Source organism: Pontibacter populi (assembly GCF_040278685.1).
In the GTDB taxonomy this organism is placed as follows: Bacteria; Bacteroidota; Bacteroidia; order Cytophagales; family Hymenobacteraceae; genus Pontibacter; species Pontibacter populi.
On record NZ_JBEOKT010000002.1, the window covers coordinates 256,944 to 269,224 of the forward strand.

General features: G+C 44.7%; 11 protein-coding genes. 2 read left to right on the top strand and 9 right to left on the bottom strand.

Annotated elements, in window-relative coordinates; all coding sequences use genetic code 11:
- Window positions 1-49: 49 nt before the first annotated feature.
- The 9 genes from ABS362_RS02990 to ABS362_RS03030 all read right to left on the bottom strand — a co-directional run bounded on the left by ABS362_RS02990 (window position 50) and on the right by ABS362_RS03030 (window position 9,098).
- Complete coding sequence (locus ABS362_RS02990) at window positions 50-472, bottom strand: hypothetical protein (RefSeq protein ID WP_350410801.1); 423 nt, start codon at window positions 470-472, stop codon at window positions 50-52.
- Window positions 473-551: 79 nt separating this feature from the next.
- Entirely contained in the window at window positions 552-1,451 is a 900-nt protein-coding gene (locus tag ABS362_RS02995) for a carboxypeptidase-like regulatory domain-containing protein (RefSeq protein ID WP_350410802.1), read from the bottom strand.
- Window positions 1,452-1,494: 43 nt separating this feature from the next.
- Entirely contained in the window at window positions 1,495-1,890 is a 396-nt protein-coding gene (locus tag ABS362_RS03000) for a lysozyme inhibitor LprI family protein (RefSeq protein WP_350410803.1), read from the bottom strand.
- A gap of 28 nt (window positions 1,891-1,918) precedes the next feature.
- A complete protein-coding gene (locus ABS362_RS03005; RefSeq protein WP_350410804.1) occupies window positions 1,919-3,823 on the bottom strand; it encodes a DUF3857 domain-containing protein in 1,905 nt (634 codons plus the stop codon).
- Between the two features lie 94 nt (window positions 3,824-3,917).
- Window positions 3,918-5,882: a DUF3858 domain-containing protein gene (locus tag ABS362_RS03010; protein ID WP_350410805.1), complete on the bottom strand. Its 1,965-nt coding sequence runs from the start codon at window positions 5,880-5,882 to the stop codon at window positions 3,918-3,920.
- 380 nt (window positions 5,883-6,262) lie between these two features.
- A complete protein-coding gene (locus ABS362_RS03015) occupies window positions 6,263-6,631 on the bottom strand; it encodes a hypothetical protein (RefSeq protein WP_350410806.1) in 369 nt (122 codons plus the stop codon).
- Window positions 6,632-6,830: 199 nt separating this feature from the next.
- Window positions 6,831-7,607, bottom strand: coding sequence for a TIGR03915 family putative DNA repair protein (locus tag ABS362_RS03020; RefSeq protein WP_350410807.1), 777 nt, complete (start codon window positions 7,605-7,607; stop codon window positions 6,831-6,833).
- A gap of 9 nt (window positions 7,608-7,616) precedes the next feature.
- Window positions 7,617-7,739, bottom strand: coding sequence for a hypothetical protein (locus tag ABS362_RS03025; RefSeq protein WP_340325173.1), 123 nt, complete (start codon window positions 7,737-7,739; stop codon window positions 7,617-7,619).
- Between the two features lie 93 nt (window positions 7,740-7,832).
- The gene (locus tag ABS362_RS03030; protein WP_350410808.1) at window positions 7,833-9,098 is read right to left on the bottom strand and encodes a putative DNA modification/repair radical SAM protein; all 1,266 of its coding nucleotides are present in this window, start codon (window positions 9,096-9,098) and stop codon (window positions 7,833-7,835) included.
- A gap of 241 nt (window positions 9,099-9,339) precedes the next feature.
- Here ABS362_RS03030 and ABS362_RS03035 point away from each other — a divergent pair, with 241 nt between their 5' ends.
- Both ABS362_RS03035 and ABS362_RS03040 read left to right on the top strand, forming a co-directional pair.
- Window positions 9,340-11,226 carry a BamA/TamA family outer membrane protein gene (locus tag ABS362_RS03035; protein WP_350410810.1) on the top strand — a complete coding sequence of 629 codons (1,887 nt, stop codon included), beginning with the start codon at window positions 9,340-9,342 and terminating at the stop codon, window positions 11,224-11,226.
- 65 nt (window positions 11,227-11,291) lie between these two features.
- A complete protein-coding gene (locus tag ABS362_RS03040) occupies window positions 11,292-11,924 on the top strand; it encodes a Dps family protein (RefSeq protein ID WP_350410811.1) in 633 nt (210 codons plus the stop codon).
- Window positions 11,925-12,281: the final 357 nt, after the last annotated feature.

Below are 12,281 nucleotides of genomic sequence, written 5' to 3' on the forward strand. Positions count from 1 at the left end.
CCCACAGAAAAATTATTTTCTGTGGGCTGCGTTGTTCTGTAAAAATGCTTTATTTTTTTATCGTAAATCCAACAGGAGCTCTCAACTGTCCAGAGTCATACATGTTTATATAAATTGACACAGTGTCTTTTGCCCCTTCCCATGTTACCCTGTAATTATCTAACATTGCTTTCCCCATAAATCCATTTTTACTATCTACCGGACAGCAACTACCAGCTCTATAGTAACTAACTCTTTCACCGTTGAGTCCAGCCAATGCATTCAGGAATCTTCTCTCATTTAGTGGCCCTTCACTTTTATCAACTCCACCTACCTCTATAGGGTTCTTTTCTGAAAATCCATAGGTCGGATCTGTGGATGCTTCTGTTAACAAGAATGTCTGATTGTCTTGAAGCTGTGAGCTTACAGTGTTTTTAGTTGCTGAACATGAGATCAGCAAAAACATAATACTCAAATAGAATAATTTTTTCATGTATGTCATTTTATAGTTGATAGTAACAGACTTGCCTATAATGTGCCGTATCTAAATGATAGGTTTTGTTGTGCTTCGGTTATTCTTCCTGCCTCTTTATTCGGTAACCTATTGTTGTACCTATACCTAAACTTAATTCATTAAAAGAGTTAAGCTTGTAGAACTTCGTAAAAAAAAGAAGTTTTTTATACCCTGCTTGAACAGAAGCTTGATATTCTATTTTGTCCTTATACAACGATATCTTTCCAATAACTGTAGGGTGAAGAGGCTGGCCTAAAGTGGTCCCAAAACCGATTAAAACTCCCGATGAAGATTGTGTGCCAACTGTTTCAATGTTATCCAAACTCAAGTGGGTATATCCTGCAATAAGCTTGATGTTCCTGAAGTTGTAGTCTGTCTCAAAAGAGTAAGCTTTGGAGTTAAAATCGTTATTAAAGTTGACCTGACGATAATTCCATTTAAAATCCATGTCAAAGTCACAAGTAGAAATGAAATGACTAAATTCAATCTGCCCGTTCTGAAGTTCATTTTGATCTAAATTGGTCTGATAAGTATAAGAACCTTTGATTATGCCACCAAAAAACAGATAAGGGGTAGCTACTTCAATCTGTCCACCTAATGGGGTATTGATTAACCCGCTATTGGCATACACCTTTATTTCACTCGAATCAAAGAAGTCTTTGTGGCAGTCCCACTCGGTTTCAACAATTATATGCCTTTGTCCCTTCAATCGGTACTCTTTTGTTACCATACCAATGGAGGAGAAAACAAGAGTAGAATTAGGCTCGGCTACTTTAATCAAGAAATTGCCGTCAATGTCAGCTGTAGTTCCGTTACTTGTGCCCTTCTCAACAATTGTTACAAGAGGTATAGGTGTTTCATCAACTTTTGAAATGACTTTCCCTGTTATAGTTACTTGACTCCAGGCAGTAAGGGAGTTTACAAGCAAGATAAGTATGAATACCAGTCGTTTTATCAAGAGTTAGTTTTATTCTTAATGCTGCACAACCTGATAGCTTTTATTACTCATTCAATTTAATCGAACCAGAGCAGCCATCTACTTCCTCAACGCCAGCCAGCCACTTGCGCAGTTGCTTAATCCTCTCACTTGTCAGTTCTTCAAGGTAACTTGCCCGGCAAATAGGATGAATTGATCCATAATATCCTGCTTCCCTTTCCGGGTACTTCATTTTTAACTCTGCATCTCTGAAAGTGATCCATATTCTTTGTGATGCTTTCAGATTGGTAATAAAGGCAGGGTCGGATTTATATTCTGTCAGTAGCTTCTTGTAAACATCATTCAGCTCTTTGTCTACTTTTTGATAAGAAGCAAAAGCCTGCTGATTCATTTCGGCTTGTGTCTGTGCGAAAGAACAAGTAGCAAATAAGGTGAAAACTATAGTTAAGAGAGTTCTCATGTTGCTTGTGTTTTTCCTAAAACCACCCCTACTGCACATTCTTCACAAACACCAGTTGCTGTCCGTCGGCTTTTACAATGTTGTTCATAAACTCCAGCATTTTAGTGTAAGCTTCGGGCTTGTAGCGGCCTTTGTGCATTTGTACTGTGCGCACGTAAGTTACTTTCTGGCCATCTACTTTCGTGGTAGCTTTAAACGTCCCGAACTCTGTATCATAGGACAGGTCGTTGGGCTTAAATTCCAAACTATAGCCTGCAGGTAGTTCATAAATAACAGTGTCGGTATTAGTGTAAGCCGATGAGCGCACCACTTCTAAGGTTCGGTTCTCTATGGTGTTTGGTGTGCTGTCCCATTTGTTCATCAGGTTTGGTGCCAGGAACATGCGTTTGCCGCTAATGGTAGCACACTTGCGCACACTCAGTTCCAGCTTTTCAGTTACTTCGGGCAGCCTGTCTTTTTTCAGATCGAAAGAGAATTGTTTCAGCTCGAAAGCTGGAATACTGATGTTGCGGTAAAGCCATTTATGCTGGTCTTCGGGAGAGGCTGCATGCAACAGGTCGCGATAAGATTCGTGCTCTAACCCTTTATAGTGGGTTACGGCAGACGCAGTTCCGTTTCCGGCATCATCCAGGGTTACTTTTACGGTGCGGTTCACTGTGTTTTCAGATGCTTTGTAGGCAGGTGTGCTGACCAGTTTTCCTCCTTCCGGTGTAATAAGCAATGCTTTTCTGTTGCCGGTAAAACTGCCCGCATATCCCGCCGACTCGTTCTGGCTTGTGCACTCCAGCCAAAGCGTGTCCTGCTTCATCGGCACCGAAAGAATTACGTGGTTAAACTGGCTGCTTGGGAAATCGGCCAGGAGGTCTGGTGCATTTTCGCCGGCACGTATCAGGGCGTGGTGCGATTTTATGCCTACAGACGTAAGCATGGCCTGCGTATAGTTGGTAAGTGCTTTACAGTCGCCGTAGCCTTTGCTATCTACAAAACTTGCCTCGAACGGCTGCCAGCCACCAATACCTAACTGTATAGAAATGTAACGGGTGTTGCTCTGCAGGTAATTGTAGATGCGTTTTACTTTTTCTTCGGGTGTTTTGGCATCGGCTACAAGGGCAGCAATTTTGGCTTTTGTAGCTTCGGGCAATACATCGCGGCCTTCGTTCAGTTTGTTAAACCACTGGCCATAACTCTGCCAGTTGTTCATGTTACCGGCATAGCCCTGTACTTCAAATTCGGTTGGGGCAGTGCGCACCATAGGCACCAGTTCGGCCATTGGCGGCGCGTAAGGTTCGGTCTTTATCGGGGTTAAGTTACTCACCTGCCAACTATAGATCGTTTTACCTTCCTTCACTTCCTGTGTAGCTTTCTGCTGCAGGTTAGCTTCACGGTAACGCAGCTTCATGGTTTCCGGCATTATAACCGTAAATGTAGCCTTCTCAACCGACAATTTATCTTCATCAAGCGGCGCCCAGGTATGATAAAACAATGTATTTGACGAAGTGGTCTGATACTCGAACTCAACTATGAACGGGTACATGGTATGCGTCAGGTTAGCGATCTTTACGCGGTTATCCTCAAACAAAGAAAAATCTGAGATTGAACTCACATCTGTTATATCACTATTTTTTAATGCCTTGATCTTCTTTCCGCTCATAAAGTAAGAAGTGCCTTTTATATAGTTCACCTTCGAGAGCTTGTCATAGGGCACGTAAAGTTTGGCGCGGTGCAGGCCATGCTCGTTTAGTATCGTTAATCGGGTTTTAAAAGTAGTAGTGGCGCTGCCCGGCGAGGTAACTGTAAAAACGGTTTCCTGTGAGTTTATAACCACATTGGCACCTTTTGTAAGTTCAACTGGGGTTATGTTGCGGGTGGCTAGTGCGGCAAACGGAAGTGCCAGCCACAAAAGAAGGAGCATTAATAAAGATATTGGTTTCATAACTATAGGTTAAGAGGTACCAGCTAAGGCAATAAAAGGGCAACCTGTACATATCGGGTTGCCCTTTTACTGTAGCTGCATGTTGATAATTTACTTAGTTAGAGGTGCTTTTCTTTAAAACGATCTGCTCGGCGTGCTTGGCCACGATCTGGTTATAGAACTCTTTCAGGTACACATACTCTTCGGCATAGAACACCGGCCTGTTAATGTTTACCCTGCTCATTACCTGTAGCTCATTGCCATTCTGCTGCACCATGTATATAAACTTTCCTCCATTTTCAGGCAGCAGCACATTCACGCTTTTCGGCGCTTCATCAACCACATAACCTGCTGGTATAGTATACTTTGTAATAATGGTCTCATCAATAGGGGTAGCGAAATCGACTGGGTAACGGCGCTCTGTAAGTTTAAAAGGATTTTCTTTGTCTCCCTCGCCCATTAGCGGGTTAAGATAGATAATGCTGTTTTGCTGACCATTTCCACTAGCACTGATGCTATATTTGATATGCAGCGGGTCGCCGATCTTTTCTTTGTTCTCGAACACAGGCTTGCCCAGCTTATAGTTTCCTACTTCGCGCGACATATTTTCTGCAAATTTCTCCTCGCCCAGTTCGGTAAGTGTTCTTCGCAGGTTTAATGCATAATGCCCTGCCGCCGACTCTACTGCATTACCCGTCATATCTCCATTCTCATTAATGGTAACTGCAGTGTTTATAAACTTAGAGTAAACAACAGGCTTTAAAGATATCCAATGGTGGTCTTTCTTACTGATCATGTAACCGTCACCGTTCAGGGCTCTAACCGGCAGCATACCAAATGGCAGCAGCGGGTCGGTAGCATCCATCAGGTACTCCTGGTTATCTATAAAAGCACGCGCTATTACATAGTTAAATTTATTAACCAACGGCGAGCCTTGCGGCGGCCGGCCATTGGAACGTGTGCTAACCAATACTGGTGCGGCATTCATGCCAGCTTCCTGCAGCATAGCAACCAGTAGCAGGTTTATATCAGCTGCATTTCCGGTCCGTTTATCATATGCATCACTCAGGCTTGTTCTGGCCAGGTAAGAGTTTTGGTCGTTCCATTTCATTCTGCCTTTTACATATTCGTAAATGGCGCGAACCTGCTCCTGCTGGGTTTTATGCTGGGCTAAAATGTTTGTTAGGTCGCGCTTATAAAATCCGCTTTTATTTATCTGCATACCAAAGCGGTCGTGCGCCAACAGGTCCATTACTACGTCTTCCCAGTTTCCGGTCATGATACGCGGCGCCTGGCCCGGCAGATTTACACGTTGTAACTCAAACTCGATTTTAGACTGATAATCTTTTAGCGTTGTAATGTACCTTTCTTCTTTCAGGGCCGGCACATCTTTCATCGACCACGTGTAGGCATTATTAGAGAACTCAGGCTTTCCGGATCCTTTGATATTCTTATCGTTGGTATGCAACGGATGATAGCCCTGCATTAGGAACTTATAGTCGAAGTAAGATGGTATTTCAGCGCTGTATTCGCTCCACAGGGTTGGTATAGTTGTCTGAAACTCCCACTCGCGCATGTTGTAGTAAAAGTCAGACGAAATGGTATAGCTCACTTCTATTACAGAACCCACTTTAACGTTGGGCATTGTAAACTTTTTGGAGAACCAGTTCTCGTTATGCTGTTCTTCGAAAACGTTCTTCGAGTCTAGTTTATGCTTTTGTACCTCACCGTTCTCCAGCGTGTAGGTCACGCCTTTAATACCTGTAACACGTTCACGGTCGCCGCCTTTTACATAGAACGGTACTTCAAAGTTTGCCCAGTCGTAACCCGATTTTTTCAGGATCTTGATACGGATGTGACGGTCAGTTAAAACCTGTACACTATGACTTATATGGAACCTAGTGTAACCAACATCTGACAGTACTACAGCTTCCGCAGAAGTATCCTGTGCATACTGGCTCATTTTAAGTTCCTGATCATCTACTTTGCCAAATTTCGCCCCCTGGGCAAAAGCACTGGAACCTGCCAGGCCAAAAAACAAAGTAAGTACAACAGATAGGGTAAAAGTATTTGCTCTCATAGGCTGTAAAAAAATTAGTATAACTGCAGTTCAAACCTTCCGGAATATGGAAATACCAGAAGATTTATACATACAAATTAAACCATATATTTTACATCAACTAAATTATTTAAGCACAATTATTTACCCGAAATCAACTGTAAACCAGTCAATTTTGTATTTATTATAGTTGAAAGTTTTACAAATGAGCTAAGGTTTGTTGGTGGTGTGTAAGAGTAAGTTATAATTACCTGACAGGCAGGCAAGCAACAGCGTACAGCTTATGTTGCGAATTGAGTTTAAAATCTAAAAACTATAGGTGTATAGTTAGGGAGGAAAGGAATAAGAAAAACAGAGCGGCAGCCAAGGGTGAGAAGAAGGCCTGCCGCTCTGCAGTTGTACTATAGGTAGGTAGAAAAATTATCTTTGTTCTGCCAGAATTCGCGGCAGGCTTTACGCTGTTCTTCTAAAAATTCAGCATCTTTTTTAAGCTCTCTCCAGTTGCCATAGCCTAAGCGCTCGCACAACCTGAAAAAGTTATCGCCCTGGTTCTTAAAACCTTTGGTGCTTACAAGCGCGCTCAGCAATGGTCTGCCTTCGGCATGCTCTTCCTCCGATATCTCATCGATCACTTCAGTAAGTCTTGATTTCTCGTAAGTATTGTCGAGGTTCAGGCCCAGTTCTGCTTCATAAATCAGGTTCTGAAAAGTCATTTGGTTAGCTCTGCCGCGAGCTACCTGAATAAGTTTTTTACGTACGCGTGTATTCATATGTGCAAAAACGTTAGCTAAGCGGCATGCAGTGGTAAGGCCACATTATGCTTTAGCAGGTTAGTCTGCCGCTTGTTTTAAAATAAATATATAGTAATGCTTACGTAGTACCTACAGGTTATGTTACAAGGCATCGTAAAAAAGGTGTGCAATTTTTCAGTACCGTTTACAGATACTGTTAGCTTCAAACTATAGTTGTTTATGCCTGCAGGCGCGGCTGTTTTTCAGAAAGGTACTTCCAGTAGCGCTTTGGAATGTGCCGGAGGTGTAGTTTCGGGTTTTTGCGCTCCGGAATGTTTACGTGGTCGAAGTATACCTGCCACAGTTGCTGGTACGTTTTTTCCTGCTGCGTAATCGCTGCTTCGGGTAGCACGCCCATCCCTTTCCGGGGCACTGCATCCAATGTTATAAAGGTGGTTGTATCCAGATCGTAGTAGGCACCATATCTGCGGCGCGTATCGTAAATGGCCCAGCGCTGATCGGCGTACCGCTTCGTGAAATGGTCTATGACAACCGGCAACACATTAAAGTCGGGCTCTATGTGCGCATAGTATAGTTCATCCGTTGTTTTCTGAAAGCGCACAAAGGCTTCCATGCGGTGTTTCTCGCGGTGTAATTGCTTAGCCGCCTGTTGCACCTGCAGCACACAGGGTGCGGTAAAATTACCCTCTATATTTTCAGAAGTGCCGAAAGCCAGTTTTATGTAGTTGAAGATAACCAGCTCAAAACCCGGCTGCTCCCACAAATAGGTATAGTATAGTTGCTTCTGGGCTGTAACCGATAACCGCTGCTGCAACCCTTTCCATACCCGCTGCGACTTTTCTTCGTCGGTTACCACGGCTATAGTTGCCCCGAAAATACCCGGCTGCGCTACCTGCTCCTGCTCTATGGCAGTTGGCCAGGCTTTACGCTCGTAGGCTTCGAACACTACCGTCAGCAAACCTTCAAAAGTACCGTCGTAGGTATAAAGGTGCATTGTTATGGTTTACTGGTTGTTATTGCGGGCTTTTTCCTGCTTGCCCTCTGCCTGCATGCGCTGCAGGTGCGGTACTAGCATGTTTAGTTTGCAGTAGCAGGATACGCGGGCAACTTTGTTATTCTTTCTCATCACTCTAACTTTAATTGTTTTTACCTTTTTTGTTTCTGATTCTGAATTCGCAACAGGGCTTTTATACTTCTGTGCCATAGTTATATTGGTTTATCATCCCACTTGCCTGAACAGGTCCAGCTGCTGGGTAAGCAACGGGCTCCGAACGGCTCCATCTCCAAACAAAATCTTATTCCGGATGCGCTGCGAGTCGAAGTCGTATGGTTGCAGGCTTTTCTGCTGGCAGGTTATAAAATACTTTGCCCGCTTCAGCACAACTCCCATCTGGCGCAAATGCTCATAGTTTAAAGATGCAAACCTGCGGGCCGACACGATCTTTTTCGCCGACTTCACTCCTATGCCCGGTACACGTAATATCATTTCATAGTCTGCCATGTTCAGCTCAACCGGGAATGCATGGCGGTTACGCAGCGCCCAACTCAGCTTCGGGTCAATATCCAGGTCCAGGTGCGGGTTGCTGTCATCCAGTATTTCTTTCACATCAAAACCATAAAAGCGCATCAGCCAGTCGGCCTGGTAAATGCGGTTCTCACGAATGATCGGCGGCTCTGTTATGATCGGCAAACGGTTATCTGTACTTATCGGCACGTAGCCTGAATAATACACACGCTTCAAACTATAGTCTTTATATAGCTGGCTCGATAGCTGCAAAATTTGCTGGTCGTTTTCGGCAGATGCGCCAACTATAAGCTGTGTGCTCTGGCCAGCAGGTGCAAAGGCAGGAGCCGACTTGAACAGTTTCTTCTCTTCTTTAGCCTGTACCAACTGCTGCTTAATGTTATTCATCGGTAACAGTATCTCGCTATAGTTCTTTTCAGGAGCCAGCGCTATCAAACTCTTTTCTGACGGCAACTCGATGTTCACGCTCAGACGGTCGGCATACAGACCAGCTTCTTTTATCAGTTCTTCGCTGGCACCCGGTATGGTTTTCAGGTGGATGTAGCCGTTAAACTTATGCTCCTGTCGCAGTTTTTTGGCAATGCGCACCAGGCGTTCCATGGTATAATCAGCGTTCGAGAAAATACCGGAACTCAGGAACAGCCCCTCGATATAGTTGCGACGGTAAAAGTTTATGGTCAGGTCCACTACTTCCTGCACTGTGAAAGCAGCGCGTTTAATGTCGTTGCTTTTGCGGGTAACACAGTAGGCACAGTCAAAAATGCAGTGGTTGGTAAGCAGTATCTTCAGCAACGAAACGCAACGACCATCCTCAGTGTAACTATGGCAGATGCCCATCCCCTCGGCGTTACCCAAGCCTTTGTTCTCATTCTTGCGTTTTCCGCCGCTGGATGAACACGAAACATCGTATTTCGCAGCACCTGCTAATATCTTTAGTTTCTCTGTTATTCTGTCGTCCATGTAGGCTATACTTTTCTGCTTTAGAGCTTTAAAGGTAAAACTTTATCACAAAAAAGCCTAACAGCTTTAGCAAAAACTTATTCACATCCTTATCAACACAATCCTTAATACTAAATTAATTAGCAAAATATTATTCAAACATCACAGGAATCCATTTTTAAGAAAGCCCGTATCTGTTGTGCACTTAAAAAATGTTATCTTTAGAAGGTTTACCTGCCGCTTACGCTACCTGAGTAATTTTATGCACCGTCTTTACCCGAACTATAGCTTTTTGCTCCGCCTTTTTATGCCGGGCCTTTTGCTGCTGTTCGCTATAAATGGATTTGCCCAGGTTAAGCCTGTTATTAAACCCGACACTACTATAGTTACCGACACCACACGCTTTGAAGACCGCGTAATGCGCAACCTGAAAGAGCTGTCGGAGCGGAAAACGATAATGGGAAAACTGCTTAGCTCTATACTGGATTTTACTCCTGAAAACGAAGCTGCTTTAAACCTGGATGCCGAACTGATTGAGCGTGAATATGAGAAGCATAACTATAAAGTGGTGCGCACCATACGTGTTATTCCATTGGATGCTTTTGGTTACTCGATACAGGACACAGCCCGTGTGCCTGCCAACTGGATCGAAAAGACCGGCAACTTCTTTCATGCCAAGACCAAGAAAAGCCTGATCCGGAACAAACTGCTATTTGAACAAAACGAAACACTGGAGCCACTGGCATTGGTAGAATCGGAGCGTTTGCTGCGCCAGACAGACTACATACTGGATGCCCGCATTATTGTGAACGAGCAGACAACCAGCGAAGACAGTTTGGATGTGATCGTGATCACGAAAGACGTTTTTAGCTTAGGCGGGTCCGGTTCTTTTACACCATCGTCGGGGGCAGGAAGATTGACTGTGCGCGAGCTTAACTTTTTAGGATTGGGGCATCAGCCTGAAGTAACATACAGGTTTAACCAGAACAGGCCCCGCCCCTGGGAGTTTGCCGGACGCTATAGTATAGAGAACATTGGCCGCTCATATATAACCGCCGACATGGCCTATGTTAACGAGAACTACTACCAGGAAAAAAGCGCTTTTCTGCGTCGGGACTTTTATGCAACCAATACCCGCTATGCCGGAGCCGCAGGCGTGAGCCAGGTAGAAGAACGCATATTGCTTCCTCCAACTGATGCAGACACCATCCCGCGGTTTGGCAACCTGAGTTATACCCGTCGCGATGCCTGGTTTGGCCGTGCCTTTAAGTTTAAAACCTATAACCTGGGCTACGAGCCGCGCGGCCGCATGATCATAGGTCTGCGGGTGATAGATACCAACTATAAAACAATACCTACCGATAATTTCCAGAGCAACCAACTATACCTGGGCAGTGTTGGCTATAGTGTGCGTAAGTATTACAAAGATCGTTACCTGTTTGGTTTTGGCCGAACAGAAGATATACCTGCGGGCAGTATAGTTTCTGTTACAACTGGTTACGAAAATGCCACCTTAACCAACCGCCGCTACCTGGGGGCTTCGTTTGCGTTTGCCAGGTACCGCCCTACTTTCGGATACCTGTATGGCAATGTTACCTACGGCTCGTTTGTAAACGACGGCAGCTGGCAACAAGGCTTACTACAGTTCCAATCGCTTTACTTTACAAGGCTGTATGAGAACGGCAACTGGAAACTGCGCCATTATATACAGGGCCGCGCCACTTTTGGCCTAAACCGCAACCCCGAAGACCTGCTATCTATCAATAACAACGACGGCCTGCGCGGCTTTAACTCTACCCTGCTAAGGGGCAGCAAGCGCTTAACGCTTAACTATGAAGCTAATCTCTACACACCTTTTTCGTTTTTAGGCTTTAAACTTGCAACAGTAGCTTTTGCAGATGTGGCCTGGCTATCGTTTGGCAACAAAACGAGTCCTTTTAAAAATAAACCTTATACGGGCTACGGCCTTGGTTTCCGATTCCGCAACGAGTACCTGTCTTTCAGCACGATACAGATCCTGTTCAGCTTTTACCCGCGCCTGCCAGCCAACGAAGACATCAGCAGTTTTAAGGTTTACGAAGCATCCCGCCCGTACTACGACTTCACCGATTTCCGTTTTGAGCGCCCCGGTGTGGCTGAGTTCAAGTAAGATTTAGCATATCCTTTTCACTACTTTTTCGGTAAGTATAGCTGTATTAAATACAAACTATACCTATGGAAAAGCTTAGAGAAAAATCAGAATATGAAGGAAACCCGGTTGGGTTATCAGATAAAACAGCAAAAGCAATGGCCCAGGACCTGGACCGCCACCTATCCTCTTTCATCACGCTATATAACCAGTACCACAAACACCACTGGATGGTAGAAGGTCCGCAATTCCGTGATTTGCATTTGTTTTTTGAGGAGCATTACACCCAGATACACGAGCAGTACGATGCCATAGCAGAGCGCCTGACCGTGATGGGTTACTGCCCTACCTGCCACCCTAAAAAGCAATTGGAGCTATCGTATATAGCTCACGAAGAAGAAGGCGTTTTCAGGATAAGAGAGATGCTGGCCAAGGACATGGATGATGAAAAGACCATTGCCGTGGAGCTGCGCAAAACTATAAAGCTGGCTTTCCAGCACGAAGACTTCGCAACCAAAGCCTTACTGGAAGGCATCCTGATCAAAACCGAAGACCGCTGCCATCACATTGAGCACTTCTTAGGTGATGACGGGCTATCGATCGGGATGATTGCGAGGCCGGAGGATATTATGGAAAGTGAAGATAAGAAAAGCCGCAGCAGCAAAGACGGTTTAAGAGTAACAGCCAGAAAAGCTCCTGCAAAAGAAAAAGCGAAGTAGGCTTTACAAACTATAGATTTCAAAAAGGCAGCACTTTGCAGTGCTGCCTTTTTGTTTTACCTCAACTCTGTCCTCTCCTTCTGAAGAGGGCCCACCCCAAAACAAGAAAGGGAGTTTTGTCTGAATCAGGATTTGCTGGATTAATGGATTTGCAGGATTGCAGTAGCTTTGGCTATAGTTCTATTATTGGCGTTATCCAACCACCCAACCCCTCAGAGCTACGCTCGCTACCTTCGAACTCGCTTCTCGGTAGTCCAAGGCGGGGAGTTTTTCTGCTTTTTACTTTGTCCTCTCGAACAGCGAGAGAGATCTGGTACGGCTTAACCCACCCCTGCCCCTCCCGAGAGGGGAATTTCT